Below are 15,473 nucleotides of genomic sequence, written 5' to 3' on the forward strand. Positions count from 1 at the left end.
CGGTCGCCCGGCTACACCGTGCCAGGCCCCGGTTCGTATCGGCGCCTCGAGCGCCTGCTGCGGGAGCTCGGACCGGACCTCATCCACGCCCAGCTGACGACTAGTCCGCTCGACTTCATGGTCCCGCGCCTGGCACGGGAGCTGGGCGTGCCCGCCGTCGCGACCTTCCACCACGGCTGGGACTACCGACCCACCCGGTTCGGGCTCTTCGGTCAGTTCGTGAGCAACGCGTACGTCCCGGCGCTGGCGCGCTACACGCGCCTGATCGTCTTCGGCAGTCGCCTGCGGCGGCACTTCGAGGCGCGGGGCGTGCCGGCCGAGCGCGTCGCCGTCATCCCGAACGGAGTCGACACGGCGGCCTACGCGCCAGGCCCGAGCGAGTTCCGTCTCGGAGGCAAGCTGCGCATAACCTACATGGGGCGCATGACGGCGGACAAGAACATCGCCCCGCTCGTCGAGACCTTCGCAGCGAGCCCCCACGACGACCTCATCCTGACGCTGGCGGGGGCGGGCCCCCTCCTCTCCGGTCTCCAAGCCAGGTTCGCGGCCGACCGCCGCATCGAGTGGCTGGGCTTCGTAGCCGACGAGGCGGTCCGGAAGAGCCTCTGGCGGGGCTCGGACGTCGTCGTGCTGCCGAGCCCCATCGAGGGCCTGAGCCTCAGCCTCCTAGAAGGCATGGCGAGCGGCTGCATGCCGGTGGCCACGGACGTCGGCGAGCACGGCGACGTCCTGGCCGGCGTAGGGCGCGTCCTCGACCCGCTGAACATACGCCGCGACCTACGCGCCGCGTGGGACTGGCTGGCGGGCAACCGCAACGAGGTGGTCGGGTACGGCCAGGCCGCGCGGCAACGAGTGCTGGAACAGTACACGTCGGATCGGCATTGGCGCGCGCTGGGCGAGCTCTACGCGAACGTGCTGCGCTAGCTTTAGCGAGCGGAACCGGTCGAGGCGCGAAGCCAAGGCTAAGCGGGATCGGCCTCCGCACCTTCCCCGACCGCCTTGGGCTTGTTGCCCGCAGCGGCCAGCCTGACGACCATGTAGCCACCCAAGAGCGGGCCGAGGATGAACAGGCTGTAGAACGTCAACAGCCGCCAGACGAACACGGTGGCCGGCCCTGCCTCGCCGCTCCCCTTGCTTATGAGGAACCAGCTCAGCACGACCTCGAGGAAGCCGCTGGCGCCCGGGGTCGGTACGAACGTGCTCATGACGGACACGACGGTCTGCCCGACGAGGACGAGCCCGAAGCCGAGGTGCACGTTCAAGCCCACGAGCAGGAAATGCAGGACGGTGAAGTAGCACGCCCACGCCGCCGCCGTGAGGAGTTGGATGACCACGTGCTGCCATAAGGGGGCGGAGGCGAAGGTCTGGCTGCTGGCGATGACACTGGCGGCCAGGCGCAGGCCGCGGCGTCTGAAGCGCAGGAACGGACCGCGGAGCACCCGGTTGGCGATCGGGCCGATCCAACTCACCTTGAAGAGCAGCAGGTACGCGAAGGCCACGGTGAGGAGGATCGTGACGACGCCGATGACCGTCCAGAGCGGAGTGCGCGGGTATGCGCCCATCGAGTAGAGGGCTATCAGGGAGAGCGGCATCGCCCACGCGTGGAACGTGGTGTCCGACGACATGGTGGCGAGGGCCGCCGCCCACGCGCGACCGCTGCCAGCACCCTGCAGGTCGAGGGTGAGGGCGATGCCCGCGACGTTCCCGCTGCCGCCGGGCGTCACGGCGGCCGAGAACAGGCCTAGGACGTGAGCGCGCAAAGCGTGCCTGAGGCGGAGCCGATAGCCGAGCGACCGGCAGATGAAGGCGAGGCGCAGCGCCGAGATCACGAACGAGGCCACCAGTGCCGCCGCCGCGTACAGGAGGTACCTCGGAGCCAGCTCGCCGGCCTTCAAGAGAGCCTTCGGCCCTCCGACGCTCCACAAGGCGAAGGCGAAGCCCAGGCCGGACAGGGCGAGTGAGATCAGCAGGGCGTGGAGTACCGGTCGCTTCATCATGGCGGGCCTAGACGTGGACGATGAGATCGATCCGTTTCAACCGTCCGACTCGGAGCGCTCCAGCATACCCGGTCAGGCCGCGCGCCCGGTCGGCAGGTGCCGTACCGACCCTGTGCCCCAGGCTCCGCGACCTCGCCACGAGCGGCCAGGAAGCGCCGCTTTCACCACAGCCCTGTGGCGAGATGCGGTACTCTTCTGGCCAACACCGGTATCCGGCGACTCCCGGCCGCAGCGCCCGGGAGGCTCCTTACGCGCCCTAGAAACGCCGAGGAGCGGTTCTTAGGAGGTCTCAGGCGATGTCCCCAACAGCCACCACCCGTTCCCACAAGCATGTGCTCACCCCCTGGTACAAGCAGTCTGCCGTCGGCGGCCCCACCTTCGTCCGCGGCGAGGGCTCCTGGCTCTTCGACGACCAGGGCAAGCGCTACCTCGACCTCTCGGCCGGCCTCGTCTCGACCAACCTCGGCCACGGCCACCCGGCCGTCGTCAAGGCCATCCAGGAGCAGGCGGCCAAGATCTGCTACCTGCCGCCCTCCCTCGTCCACGACGTGCGTTCCGAGTTCGCCGAGCTCCTCTCCGAGGTCAGCCCGTGGAGCGAGGGCGCCCGCACGTTCTTCACGACGGGCGGCGGCGAGGCCAACGAGGACGCCATCAAGATGTCCCGCATGATCACGGGCCGCCACAAGGTCCTGGCCGCCTACCGCTCGTTCCACGGCTCCGCCCCAGGCGCCGGCAGCCTCACGGGCGAGGACAGGCGCTGGGCGAACGAGCCCGGGCTGCCCGGCATCGTGCACTTCTTCGCGCCCTACCCGTACCGCAGCCCGTTCTTCACGGAGGACCCGAAGCTCGAGACGGCGCGCGCCCTCGAGCACCTCGAGCAGGTCATCACGTTCGAGGGCGGCAAGAACATCGCCGCGCTCGTCATCGAGCCCGTGGTCGGCTCGAACGGCGTGATCGTCTACCCTGAAGGCTACCTGGCCGGCCTGCGCGAGATCACGGCCAAGCACGGCATCGTGCTCGTCTTCGACGAGGTCATGACGGGCTTCGGCCGCGTCGGCGACCGCTTCGCCGCCACGCGCTTCGGCGTCACGCCCGACATGATCACGTTCGCCAAAGGCTCGTCCTCCGCGTACATCCCCTTGGGCGGCGTGATGGTCCGCGAGGGCCTCGCCAAGCACTTCGACGACGTGGCCCTCATGTGCGGCCACACCTACGCCGGCCACCCCATGGCGATGGCCGCCGGCCTCGCCACGGTGAGCACCCTCAAGAAGGAGGGGCTCTTCGAGCGCGCGCGCGAGATCGACCCCTGGTTGAAGGACGGCCTGAACGCCCTCAAGGACAAGCACCGCGTCATCGGTGACGTGCGCGGCGTCGGCGCCTTCTACACCATCGAGTTGGTCAAGGACCGCGACACGAAGGAGCCCCTCGTGCCCTGGTACGGCGGCGACAACGCCCCCATCGGCAAGCTCACGGGCGCCCTGCGTAGCGAGGGCGTCTACGCGTTCGGGCGCTACAACGTCCTGTTGGTCACGCCGCCCCTCACCATCAAGCGCGACGACCTGCAGGTCGGCCTCGACGGGCTCGACCGGGCGCTCAAGGTGCTCGCCTGAGCACCCGCGATCGGCAGAGTTCGCCTCCTCCGAGCGTGCAGGAGGAGAGCCTCAGCCAGCCCGTCACCTCCAGGCTCACGCGCTACGCGCTGTTCCTGGTGGCGACGATCGCAGACGACGAACGGGCGGCCAAGGCCGTCCGTTCGCTCTGTCCTGACCTCGCGGGCCTCGTGCGCGCGGTGGGCTTCCGCAACCTCGACGCGGGCCTCACGTGCATGCTCGGCATCGGCTCCACCGCGTGGGACAGGCTCTTCGGGCAGCCGCGCCCCAAGGAGCTGCACCCCTTCCGCGAGATCGACGGCGTGCACCGCGCCGTCTCCACGCCCGGCGACCTCCTGATCCACATCCGCGGAGAGCGCATGGACGTCTGCTTCGAGCTCGGCATGCAGATCAGCACCAGGCTAGGGGAGGCCGTCACGGTGGTGGACGAGACCCACGGCTTCCGGTACTTCGACGAGCGCGACCTCCTGGGCTTCGTCGACGGGACGGAGAACCCGGTCGGGCGCGCCGCGGACAAGGCCACCATGGTCGGCGTCGAGGACCCGGCGTTCGCCGGCGGCAGCTACGTGATCGTCCAGAAGTACCTGCACGACCTCACCAAGTGGAACGCGCTGCCGGTCGAGCGACAAGAGGCCATCATCGGCCGCAAGAAGCTCTCCGACATCGAGCTGGACGACTCTGTGAAGCCGACGTCCGCCCACAACGCCCTCACGAGCATCTTCGACGGCGACGAGCAGCTCGAGATCGTGCGCGACAACATGCCGTTCGGCGAGGTAGGCAAGGGCGAGTTCGGCACGTACTTCATCGGCTACGCCTGCTCGCCCAGCCGGATCGAGCGCATGCTCGACAACATGTACATCGGCAACCCGCCCGGCAACTACGACCGCCTGCTCGACTTCAGCCGCCCGATGACGGGCAGCCTGTTCTTCCTTCCGACCGCTACGTTCCTGGACGGCGTGTCCTAGGGGAAGCCCCCGAGGCTCGAGAGAGCTCGGGGGCTTGTCTGGTGGCTTCGTCCGGGCTTTCCGGATAGCTGCTGCGGCTCGAGGCTAGCTACGGGGCCCGTGGCCACCTTCGGGTCGAGCCGCAGGCACGCGCCTCACTCAGAACCAGCTGTCGACCAGCTCCTGGTTCTCAGCGATCCACTCCGCGGCCGCCTCGGCCGGCTCCATGCCGCCGCGGACCTTCAGCATGACGTCGCCGACATCGGCTCCCGTCCACCGGAAGGCGCGCAGGAAGTCGATGACCTCTGCGGGGCCGTTGGCGGCGAAGTCGTTGTTGACGGCGGTCTCGACCTGCTCGGCCTCGCCGAACACGCCCTTGGGGTCGGCCAGGTACTTGAGGTCGTACGCGGCCCACATCCAGTGCGGACGCCAGCTCGTGACGATGATGGGCTCGTTCCTGGTGATGGCCCTGTCAAGCGCGGCCGTCATGGCGGCGTCGGAGCCGTCGAGCAGGGTGTAGTCGGTGAGGCCGTAGGCCCGCATGGCCTCATCGGAGGCGCTCATCAAGCCGGCGCCGGGATCGATGCCGATGACCTCACCGTTGAACATGTCCGCGTTCCCCGGGAGGTCCTCGATGCTGTCCAGCTCCACGTAGGCGGGCACGGCCCAGCCGATGTCGGCGCCTTCCAGGTTGGCGTTCAGGACCTCGAAGCTGTCGCCGTACTCTTCGAGGTAGGCCGCGTGGGTGGCGGGCAGCCACGCACAGAGCGTGGCGTCGAAGTCGCCGCGCGCCAAGCCGGCGAACATCGGTCCCGCGTCGACGGACGTCATGTCGACGTCGTAACCGAGGCGGTCGTGGATGAGGGCGGCCGCGACGTTGGTGGTCGCGACGCAGTCGTCCCACAACACGTACCCGAACCTGATCGTCTGAGCGTTCGCGACGCCCAACCCGATGACCAGCGCGACAATAGCCGCTAGTGCGAACTTCTGCATGGTTTTCCTCCTGTTTTTAGGAGAGGCGTAAAGTTGCAGCGCGGTAACATCCCGCACCAGCGCATATATGATGCGCCACACGTACAAGGCACCACAGGTGCCGTCCCGACCCTAGCACATGATCCGGGAGAGTGCAAACGCAGGGCGGCGCGCCGGGCCTCGCTCCGCATCAGCCGTCCTCCCGCGCCCGCGAGCCGTCGCGGCGGCGCATGGCGAAGGCGGCCGTGAGCCGGTCGAGGACGATGGCGAGGATCACCACGGCGAGCCCGGCCTCGAACCCCTGCCCGACCTGGATGCGCTGGATGCCCCTCAGCACCTCCGCGCCGAGGCCGCGCGCGCCGATCATGCCGGCGATGACGACCATGGAGAGGTTGAGCATGATGGACTGGTTGAGACCGGCCATCATCGTCGGCAACGCCTGCGGCACTTGCACCTTGACGAGCTTCTGGAGGCGGGTGGCGCCGAACGCGTCGGCGGCTTCGACGAGGTCGAGGGGCACCTGCCTTATGCCGAGGTTCACCAACCGCACGAGCGGCGGCAACGAGAAGATGAAGGTGGCCACGACCCCCGGCACCAGGCCGATGCCGAAGAACATCACGGCCGGGATCAGGTAGACGAACGCCGGCATGGTCTGCATGAAGTCGAGGATGGGCCGCATGATGCGCTCGGCCGCGTCGGAGCTGGCGGCGAGGATGCCGAGCGGCACCCCGACCACCACGATCAGCACCTGAGCGGTGACGACGAGGGAGAGCGTCTGGAGGAACGGCGTCCAGAGCTGGATGTTGTGGATGAGGAAGAGCCCGACGGCCGTGAACAGACCCAGCTTCCAACCGGCCTTCCAGGTGACCAGGGCCGCGAGGACCGCCAGCAGGACCAGCGGCGGCACCGCCTGCAGCCCGCCGAGCAACCCGTTGATCACGAAGCGGACGATGTCGGCGAAGCCGTCGAAGCCGGCCGCCCAGGCACTCTGGATGCCCCGAACGAGCTTCTCGACCCAAGAGGCGATCGGGATGCGGTAGTCAAGCAGCACCGGCGGCCCCCTTCCCTGCCCCGCGACCCGCCGGGCCTCGCACTTGGGAGCTCGCCCCGCCGGTGGAACCTGCATCGACGGTGTTCGAGCCGGGAACGCCCACGGGCGCTGTGGTCGCCGTGCCCACCGGCGGCTCCGAGGCCAACGCGGCGAGGATGGCGCCCTTCACGACCACCCCGCGCAGTCTCCTCCCCTCGTCGACGACGGCGATAGGTTCGCTGCTGCCGGCCGCGGCGGCGATGAGCTCCGCGAGACTGGTGTCGAGGCCGACCGTGAGGGCCGGAGCCATCGGCAGCCGGTCCGGGACGGCCCCCTCGGGCGCTTCCGCCGAAGGGGCCGAGCCCGCCCGGCCGAGCTGCGCGATCACGGCCTCGCTCGAGGCGTAGCCCTGCACGCGGCGCTCGCGGTCGATGACGAGCAGCCCGGAGAGGCCGAAGCGCCGCATCTTGGTGAGCGCCGTGTGCGGCCCATCGCCAACGTGGGCGGTGGCCTTGACGGGCTGCATGATGCTCCGCGCCGTCAGGACGCCCGTGCGGTCGACGCCGGCCACGAACGCCTCAACGTAGTCGTCGGCCGGCGCTGTGATGATCTCCTCCGCCCCGCCCATCTGCACCACGCGCCCGGAGCGCATGATCGCGATGCGGTCGCCGAGCTTGAGGGCCTCGTCCAGGTCGTGCGTCACGAACACGATGGTCTTGTTCACGCGCGCCTGGAGCTCGACGAGCTCGTCTTGCATCTCGCGGCGGATCAGGGGGTCGAGCGCGCTGAACGCCTCGTCCATGAGGAGGATGTCCGCGTCCATGGCGAGCGAACGCGCGAGGCCGACGCGCTGCTGCATGCCGCCCGAGAGCTGGGCGGGCAGGCTCCCTTCCCAGCCCGCCAGGCCGACCAGCTCGATCGCCTCGAGCGCTCGGCGGCGCTGTTCGGCCAGCGGCAGCCTCTGCACCTCCAAGCCGAAGCGCACGTTGTCGAGGACGCTGCGGTGCGGCAGGATCGCGAACTGTTGGAAGACCATCCCGCTGAACTTCGCGCGGCGCATCTTCAGGAGCTCACCGCGCGCCAGGTCGGTCAGGTCCACCCCGTCGACGAGCACCCGCCCTGCCGTCGGCTCGTGCAGCAGGTTGAGCAGGCGCAGGAGCGTCGACTTGCCGCTCCCGGACAGGCCCATCAGGACGAAGGTCTCGCCGGCCCTCACGCTCAGGTCGACGTCGTACACGCCGACGGCGTTCCCGAAGCGCGCCTGCGCCTCCTCCTTCGTGCCCCCGGCGGCCAGGAACTCGACGACCCGCTCGGGCCTGGCGCCGAAGACCTTGGTCAGGGAGCGGCACGCGATCTTGGGTGGGGCGGAGGCGGTCTGCGCTGCGGCGACGGTACGGCCGACAGGAGCACCTGGCGGCTGGCTCGGGTGAGCGTCCCGTTTGACGGGGTCGGTTGGCATGGGGTACCTCGTTATCGGCGGCCGAAGTGAACGGACGACTTCGCATTGGCGTGACCCGCGTGCCGGGAGGGCGTGAACCCCGGGCATGCCCAGCGCGGGCACGCCCGCCCAAGAAAGGCTCCCCGTAGCCGCGAGCTTACGGGCGGACTACGCCGGCGCGGACCGGCACATCCACTACCGGGAGCCTCGCACCGACGGTTCGCTCCGGAGGGTAACAGACGAGGGCGCGAGGGGCAAACGCGGCGCCGGGGGCGATTCGCGACGCCCTACGGCCGCACCGACGCCAGCTCGGCCGACACCGTTTCCACCGACGCCGGTTCCACCAGCGGCAGCACCGATAGCGGCAGTTCCGCCAACGCCTCGACGCGCCCGCTCGCGACCGCGGGTCCGCGGGTCCGCGGGTCCGCTAGAGGCGCTCGAGCGCCCGGTCCAACAGCGCCTCCACGCGTTCGCGCACGACCGCCTCACCGGGGTCCGGCGCCCCGAACGCGCCCCACGGCGCGTAGTACGCGGGAATTGGAGCAGCCATATCGAACACGGCGTCGAGATCCCAGAGCGGGTCGTAGTCGGCGCCGCCGACCTCGGCCGCGTAGGCGCGCAGGAAGGCGTCGGCCGCCTCCGTACCCTCCAAGAGGGCGAGGTTCATGCGGCAGTGCGACACGTCGGCCGCGGCCGGGCCGGAGCAGGCGTTCACCCAGTCCACCACGGCGGAGACCGCCAGCGCGGCTCCCGTGCCCGTGAACAGCAGGTTCAGCGGGTGGTAGTCGCGGTGGACGAACGTCGTCTCGCCCGCGGTGGTCAGGCGCGGGCCGTGCGTGGAGTAGGCTTCCGCCGCCGCCTCCCACAGCCTCGGTCTGACCGTCCAGCCAGGCACGCGCACGTTCCCGGCCTTCACCCAGCTCCGGTAGCGCCAGGGGAACCCTGGGGCACTCACCGAGTGGACCCGCGCGAGGGTGGAGGCGAGCAGCCACGTCCAGCGCTCCGGCTCGTCCGGGCACAACTCGACCCTGCCCGGCAGGAACGTCGTGAGGAGCGCGGCCGGGCCGAAGGCGCCGCCGCCCGGATCGGCCGCGACGACCTCCGGGACCGGCAGGCCCGTCGTGCCCGCCCTGGTCAGGGCCGCGACCTCGTGCTCGAGCAGGTCGGGCTCCTCGGCTAGCCACTCCGCGTTGTCGAGCAGGCGCAGGGCGAACCTCGGGGGCGCCGAGCCTTCGGCCACCGCCAACATCGTCGTCGAGGTGCCGCCGGCCAGGGGCGCGAGTCGCAAACGCGCGTCCGGTATGCGGGTGGCGACGGTCAGCCAGGCTCGGGCGAGTGGGGTCAGGGGCATGCTTCGACCAGTGAGTTTAGCGTCGTCGGCCCGGTGGCGAGTGCTGCGAGGGTCGGGCGGTCAGAATATCCACCACGTAGTGGTGGAAATTCCACCATGCTAGGCTCGCCGGCCGCACGTTTACACTCGCCAACGCCGCGTCCCTTGCCCGCGAGTCCGGTCTCTCGCAAACGACCCCGAGGCGCTACCTGGGCCTCCTCCAGGCCGTGTACCTCCTTCACTACCAACCAGCCTGGGCGACCGGCTACACGAAGAAGGTCACGCGCTCTCCCGGGACGTTGTTGAACGACACCGGACCGGCTGCCCATCTCATCAACGTAGATGAGGCGCGCCTGAGGCCCGACCGCAAGCTCCTTGGCCGGTTCCTGGAGACCTTCGTCGTCCTGGAGCTGAGCAAGCAACTGGGCTGGAGCGAGGTCCGCGCCCGCCTTCACCACTTCAGGGACTACGCGAACGTCGAGGTCGACGCCGTGCTCGAGCGCCCCGACGGCAGCGTCGCCGGGGTGGAGGTCAAGGCGGCGGCGAGCGTCACGGCCAAGGACTTCGCGGGGTTGAAAGCGCTCCAGACGGAGTCGGGCCAGCGGTTCGCGCGTGGCGTCGTCGTCTACCTCGGCGAGAACGCCGTCCCGTTCGGCGAGAAGCTCTGGGCGCTGCCGATGACCGCGCTCTGGGGAACCGGGAGGGCCTAGGCTCCTTCCCCTTGATGCTGACGCAAGCTCTACGGAAGGAGCCGCCCTAGAACACGCTCCTGTCCACCTCGGCGTCCGCCCGCGCCCGCGCCTCGGCCGGCGAGAGGCCGGCGATGAGGCCGGCGCGCATGACGTGCTCCCACTCCTCGAACCGGTAGGCGCGCCGCAGGAGCGGCTCCGCGTCCTCCGCCGGCACTACGACGACCCCGTCGTCGTCGCCAAGCACCACGTCGCCCTGGCGCACGAGCACGCCGCCGCACATCACGGGCTCGCCTACCGTGCCCGGCAGACCCTGGCGTCTGGTCGTGAGCGCGGAGAGGTTGCGCGCGAAGACGGGCAGCCCCAGCTCGACGATCTCGCGCAGGTCGGTGGCAGCGCCGTCGATGACGACACCGACGACGCCCTTGGCGACGGCCATGCGGGCCATGAGGCCGCCGAACGGCGCGTGGCGCCTGTCGCCATGCCGCGCCACGACGAGCACCGTCCCGGCCGTGGCCGTGGCCACGGCCTCGCCGAGGGGCGCGTTGTCGGTCGGCAGGCACGAGACGGGTAGGGCCCGACCGACGAAGCGCAGCGGCCGGAAGAGCGGCGCGATCTCCCAGTCTAGGAACCCCGAGGTCGTGAGGTGGCCGACGGTGCCCGTCGAGACACCGAGGTAGCGGTCTAGCCAGTCTTGCTTGGCAGCGTCTGACACGTCGATCTCCTTCAACTACGCCGCCCCGCGTGAGGGTTCGGCGGCGGACCGTGGCCCATACGGTACCGCCCTGGCCGCACCTGGACCCAGCGTGCGCTTCACGACCCCACCCACGGTAGGACCTCGCGAGGCCGCACGCGGCCGCCGGCGCAGTACGTGGCGCCGAGCAGTCAACTGCTATCCTCCCCTCGACTATTGACGTAGGAGCCGCGAGCGCCGATGGTCACGACCTGACCGGCATCGGTGCGCCCTTCGGGCCGCGGCTTCGGACCGCGAGACAGGAGCGTTCACATGATCGACACGGAGCCGCACGCTGGGCCGCGGAAGTTGACCGTCGCCCTGGTCCAGACCGACCCTGGTCCAGACAAGGCGGCCACCGTGGCCCGCGCCTTCGAGTTCGTCGAGCGCGCCGCTCGGGCAGGCGCCAAACTCGTGACGCTCCCCGAGACGTTCCACTACCGTGGTCCCAACGACGGGCGGCGCGCCGCGGCCGAGCCCATCCCCGGCCCGCTCTCCGAGTCGCTGTCCAGGCTGGCGGCCAAGCTCGGCATCCACCTGCTGGCCGGCAGCTACAACGAGCTGCCTGGTGCAGGCGAGGAAGACCAGCGCACGCACAACACGAGCCTCCTGTTCGGGCCCGACGGGGCGCTGCTCGGCAAGTACCGGAAGATCCACCTCTTCGACGTCACGATCGGCGAGAAGCTCGTCGCGCGCGAGTCCGCCCGCAACCAGCCCGGCGACAGGGCCGTGGTGGCTCAGACGGCCTTCGGGGCGGTCGGCATGACGGTCTGCTACGACCTGCGCTTCCCGGAGCTCTACCGGGCGCTGGCGCTGGCCGGCGCGCGACTCCTCACCGTGCCGTCGAACTTCGCCGAGCGCACGGGCCGCGACCACTGGGAGGTCCTCCTGCGCGCCCGCGCCATCGAGAACGGCGCGTTCGTGATCGCCCCCGCCACGATCGGCAACGGCGGCACGGACTTCAACGCCTACGGCCGCTCCATGATCGTCGACCCTTGGGGCACCGTGGTGGCGTGTGCGCCGGACGCGGAAGGTATTACACTCGCCACACTCGACCTGAGTCGGGTGGACGCGGTACGCGCGTCCTTGCCGAGCCTGCAGCACCTTCGACCCACGGCGTACGCCGTGAAGCAGTTCTGAGGAGGACCGGAATGGCGCTCAACCCCCGCAAGCTCCTGACCGTGCTCGTCACCGCGGCGCTGGCCCTTGGCGCCTCGGCCCTCGGCGCCGGCACCGCGCGCCTGGCGACGTCGCTGGCGCCCAACACGCTGCAACCGGCGGAGGCCACCGGCCTGCCGGACGCGGCCGTCATCCGCATGATGTTCGAAGGTCTCGTCGGCTTCCTCGACGGCGAGCTCGTCGACGAGCTGGCCTCCAACTGGACGGCGAACGAGGACGCCACCAGCTACACGTTCCAGCTGCGCGAGGGCGTGAAGTTCCACGACGGCACGCCGCTCGACGCGGCCGCCGTCAAGGCCTACTACGACTGGGTCCTCGACCCGAACAGCAGCGGCGCGCGCGGCCGCAGCCAGCTCTCGGCCATCTCAGAGATCGTCGTCCTCGGCGACCACGAGTTGCGCATCGACCTGAAGGCCCCGAACGGCGCTTTCATCTACCTCCTGGCCGTCAGCAACGCGCGCATCGCCAGCCCCGCCTCGCTCGCGGAGTACGGCGACGACCTCGGCCGGCACCCAGTCGGCACCGGCCCCTTCAAGTTCGTCTCCTGGGACGAGGGGCAGAGCGTCGTGGTCGAGCGCAACCCCGACTACTGGGGCGAGCAGGCCAAGGTCGACCGCGTCGAGTTCGTGGTGGTGAACAACGCCGCCACGCGCGTCGCCATGCTGCAGTCGGGCGAGGTGCAGTTCATCGAGGCCCTGCCGCCGCAGCTCGTGCCCGTCATCGACGCCGACCCGAACCTCGACGTCGTCAGCACCAAGACGAACTTCCTGCGCATCCTGCAGCTCAACACGACCAAGGCGCCGTTCGACGACGTGCGCGTGCGCCAGGCCCTCAACTACGCGATCGACAAGGACCAGCTCGTGAACGTGGCCGTCGCCGGCCTCGCCACCGTCATGACCTCGCCCATCCCCGAGACGACGTTCGGCGCCGCCGCACAGCCCCCGTACACGTACGACCCGGAGAAGGCGCGGTCGCTCCTCGCCGAGGCCGGCTACCCGAACGGCTTCGACGTCAAGGTCCTCACCTTCACGGGCGACGAGTACCGCACCGTCGGGCAGGTCCTCCAGCAGATGTTCGCGCAGGTGGGCGTCCGCATGACGCTCGACCAGCAGGAGCGCGGCGCGCTCGTCGACCAGATCTTCAAACCCGTCGAGGAGAACCCGACCGAGGCGGCCCTGGTGGGCGCCAGCGCGACCACGGGCGACGCCGACCTCGCCATCACCACCTCGTTCGTGCGCGCGTCGTTCCCGCCGGCCTCGAACAACTGGAGCTTCTACGAGAACGACAGGGTCGAGGAGCTGGTGGCCGCCGGCCGCGCGACGGGCGACCAGGCCGCGCGCGCCGCCAGCTACGCCGAGGCGCTCTCCATCATCTGGCAGGACGCCCCGTGGGTGTTCCTGTACAGCCCTGACTCCGTCGCGGGCCGGTCGGCGTCGTTGAGCGGCGTGGCGTACGCGCCGGACAACACCGTCGACGCCAGGCGCGCCGAGCTGCGTTGACGGGGTAGCCGCCCCTAGGCCGGGGTAGCCGCGATGCTGCTCTACACCCTCAGGCGGCTGCTCCAGGCCGTGCCGACGCTCGTCGGCGTGGTGGTGCTCATCTTCTTCTTCGTGCGGGCGCTGCCCGGCGACCCTGCGCGGCTGTACGCGGGCACCGACGCGGACAGGGCGACCGTCGAGGCCATCCGGCAACGCTTCGGCCTCGACCGGTCGCTCCCGGAGCAGTTCGTGTACTTCGTGGGCGGCCTGGCCAGGGGCGACCTGGGCAGGTCGTTCCGCGCGAACATGCCCGTGAAGGACCTGCTGACGAGGCACTTCCGCGCGACGCTAGTGCTCGCGAGCATCGCCATCGTGGTGGCCACGCTGCTGGGCATCATGCTCGGCGTGGCCGCCGCGCGGCGTCGGAACTCGGCGCTCGACCTCGGGATCACGTCCGCCTCCGTGCTGGGGATAAGCACGCCGTCGTTCTTCCTCGGGATCCTCCTCATCTACGTCTTCGCCGTGAAGCTCAGGGTGCTGCCCGTGGCGGGCAGCGTCAGCCTCAAGGGTATCGTCCTGCCCGCCGCCACCCTGGCCGTCGCGAGCCTCGGCACCATCGCGCGTTTCGCGCGCTCCAGCCTGCTCGAGACGATCGGCAACGACTACGTCCGCACCGCCCGCGCGAAGGGGCTGGACCCGCGGCGCGTCATCAACAAGCACGCCCTGCGCAACGCCCTCATCCCAGTCGTCACCATCGTCGGGCTCCAGTTCGGGTTCCTCCTCTCCGGCACGGTGATCGTCGAGACCGTGTTCAACTTCCACGGCCTCGGCTGGCTGCTCATCCAGTCGGTGGAGGCGCGCGACTACCCGGCCGTCCAGGGCCTCATGCTCGTGTTCGCGCTGCAGTTCATCGTCATCAACCTCGTCGTTGACGTGCTCTACGGGCTCATCGACCCGCGGATCAGCTATGAGTGACGCGCCAGCGACCCCGGCGAGCGACGCCATGGCGCCCGCTCAGGCACGCGCGACCGGCGACTGCTCCCGCAGCGCGCTCGGCAAGCTGCTGCGCCACAGGAGCGGGTCGCTGGGGCTCGTCCTCACGGTCGCCTTCGCGGTGCTGGCGGTGGTCGGACCGTGGATCGCGCCCTACGGCCCAGCCGTTCCCGATTACACCCACCTCGCCAAGGGCGCCAGCGCCGCGCACTGGCTGGGAACGGACGCTTTCGGGCGCGACACCTTCAGCCGCATCCTGGCCGGGGCCCGCTACTCCATCACGATCGGCTTGGCGGCCACGGTGATCGGCGCGCTGCTCGGCGGCGCCTGGGGGCTGCTCGCCGGCTTCCTCGGCGGCTGGTTCGACAACGTCTCCATGCGCGTCGTCGACGTCCTGCTGGCCTTCCCCGGCATCCTCATCGCGATCGGCCTCGTGACCATCACCGGTCCGGGGGTCGGGCCCGTCATCCTCGCGTCGGCCGTGTTCGGCATCCCAGTGTTCGCGCGGCTCGCGCGCGGCTCCACGCTGGAGGTCAAGGGGCGGGCGTTCATCGAGGCGGCCAACGCCCTCGGCGTGAACCGCCCGCGGGTGATGCTCAAGCACGTCCTGCCGCAGGTGATCGCGCCCATCCTCGTCTACGCCACGCTGCGTAGCGGCTCGACCCTCCTCGTCGCCTCAGGGCTCTCGTTCCTAGGCCTCGGCGTGCAGGCGCCGGCGCCCGAGTGGGGCGGCATGCTCTCGGACGCGCAACTGTGGCTGGCCGTGCAGCCGCTCATGGCGTTCGCGCCCGGCGTCGCCATCACGCTCGCCGTCCTCGGCTTCAACCTGCTCGGCGACGGGCTCCGCGACGTGCTCGACCCGTCCGTGGGGCGCTGAGGCACCGTACCGGTGCGCCGGCACCACGCTGGGTAAGCTCGCGCCATGGCAGGCATCCATCACGTCACGGGCATCACGGCCAACGTCCAGGCGAACGTCGACTTCTACGTCGGGCTCCTCGGCCTGCGCCTGGTGAAACGCACGGTGAACCACAACGACCACAACACGCTGCACCTCTTCTACGGCGACGGGGAGGGCGCGCC

The 15,473-nt window shown here is 70.1% G+C and carries 14 protein-coding genes; 8 read left to right on the plus strand and 6 right to left on the minus strand.

Features of this window, described 5'->3' with window-relative positions:
• The coding region (locus tag M9914_13925; GenBank protein MCO5175272.1) for a glycosyltransferase family 4 protein at positions 1 to 924 on the plus strand (924 nt) is incomplete at its 5' end.
• A 38-nt stretch (positions 925 to 962) separates the two neighbouring features.
• Here the strand turns inward: M9914_13925 and M9914_13930 are convergent.
• Positions 963 to 1,994, minus strand: coding sequence for a flippase-like domain-containing protein (locus M9914_13930; protein MCO5175273.1), 1,032 nt, complete (start codon positions 1,992 to 1,994; stop codon positions 963 to 965).
• A 299-nt stretch (positions 1,995 to 2,293) separates the two neighbouring features.
• Between M9914_13930 and M9914_13935 the strand changes: the two genes are divergently transcribed.
• A complete protein-coding gene (locus M9914_13935; protein ID MCO5175274.1) occupies positions 2,294 to 3,607 on the plus strand; it encodes an aminotransferase class III-fold pyridoxal phosphate-dependent enzyme in 1,314 nt (437 codons plus the stop codon).
• A gap of 35 nt (positions 3,608 to 3,642) precedes the next feature.
• Positions 3,643 to 4,572: a Dyp-type peroxidase gene (locus M9914_13940; protein MCO5175275.1), complete on the plus strand. Its 930-nt coding sequence runs from the start codon at positions 3,643 to 3,645 to the stop codon at positions 4,570 to 4,572.
• 138 nt (positions 4,573 to 4,710) lie between these two features.
• Here M9914_13940 and M9914_13945 read toward each other — a convergent pair whose 3' ends face one another.
• The 4 genes from M9914_13945 to M9914_13960 form a co-directional block, all read right to left on the minus strand.
• Entirely contained in the window at positions 4,711 to 5,544 is an 834-nt protein-coding gene (locus tag M9914_13945) for a glycine betaine ABC transporter substrate-binding protein (GenBank protein ID MCO5175276.1), read from the minus strand.
• A gap of 169 nt (positions 5,545 to 5,713) precedes the next feature.
• Positions 5,714 to 6,574 carry a proline/glycine betaine ABC transporter permease gene (locus tag M9914_13950; protein ID MCO5175277.1) on the minus strand — a complete coding sequence of 287 codons (861 nt, stop codon included), beginning with the start codon at positions 6,572 to 6,574 and terminating at the stop codon, positions 5,714 to 5,716.
• Positions 6,564 to 8,012 (minus strand): glycine betaine/L-proline ABC transporter ATP-binding protein, encoded by a 1,449-nt coding sequence (locus M9914_13955; protein MCO5175278.1) that lies wholly within the window; start codon positions 8,010 to 8,012, stop codon positions 6,564 to 6,566. The genes M9914_13950 and M9914_13955 overlap by 11 nt, the downstream gene beginning before the upstream one ends.
• Positions 8,013 to 8,418: 406 nt before the next feature.
• Positions 8,419 to 9,342 carry an aminoglycoside phosphotransferase family protein gene (locus M9914_13960; GenBank protein MCO5175279.1) on the minus strand — a complete coding sequence of 308 codons (924 nt, stop codon included), beginning with the start codon at positions 9,340 to 9,342 and terminating at the stop codon, positions 8,419 to 8,421.
• A gap of 206 nt (positions 9,343 to 9,548) precedes the next feature.
• On the opposite strand from M9914_13960, the gene M9914_13965 reads away from it, so the two are divergent.
• A complete protein-coding gene (locus M9914_13965; protein ID MCO5175280.1) occupies positions 9,549 to 10,031 on the plus strand; it encodes a DUF4143 domain-containing protein in 483 nt (160 codons plus the stop codon).
• A gap of 46 nt (positions 10,032 to 10,077) precedes the next feature.
• Here M9914_13965 and M9914_13970 read toward each other — a convergent pair whose 3' ends face one another.
• A complete protein-coding gene (locus M9914_13970; GenBank protein ID MCO5175281.1) occupies positions 10,078 to 10,725 on the minus strand; it encodes an RraA family protein in 648 nt (215 codons plus the stop codon).
• A gap of 291 nt (positions 10,726 to 11,016) precedes the next feature.
• Between M9914_13970 and M9914_13975 the strand changes: the two genes are divergently transcribed.
• The 4 genes from M9914_13975 to M9914_13990 are packed head-to-tail and all read left to right on the plus strand — an operon-like array spanning position 11,017 to position 15,270.
• Complete coding sequence (locus tag M9914_13975; protein ID MCO5175282.1) at positions 11,017 to 11,883, plus strand: carbon-nitrogen hydrolase family protein; 867 nt, start codon at positions 11,017 to 11,019, stop codon at positions 11,881 to 11,883.
• A gap of 11 nt (positions 11,884 to 11,894) precedes the next feature.
• Complete coding sequence (locus tag M9914_13980) at positions 11,895 to 13,421, plus strand: ABC transporter substrate-binding protein (protein MCO5175283.1); 1,527 nt, start codon at positions 11,895 to 11,897, stop codon at positions 13,419 to 13,421.
• 33 nt (positions 13,422 to 13,454) lie between these two features.
• Entirely contained in the window at positions 13,455 to 14,375 is a 921-nt protein-coding gene (locus M9914_13985; protein MCO5175284.1) for an ABC transporter permease, read from the plus strand.
• Complete coding sequence (locus M9914_13990) at positions 14,368 to 15,270, plus strand: ABC transporter permease (protein ID MCO5175285.1); 903 nt, start codon at positions 14,368 to 14,370, stop codon at positions 15,268 to 15,270. Before M9914_13985 ends, M9914_13990 begins: the two co-directional genes overlap by 8 nt.
• Positions 15,271 to 15,473: the final 203 nt, after the last annotated feature.

The organism is Trueperaceae bacterium, from assembly GCA_023954415.1.
GTDB lineage: Bacteria > Deinococcota > Deinococci > Deinococcales > Trueperaceae > JAAYYF01.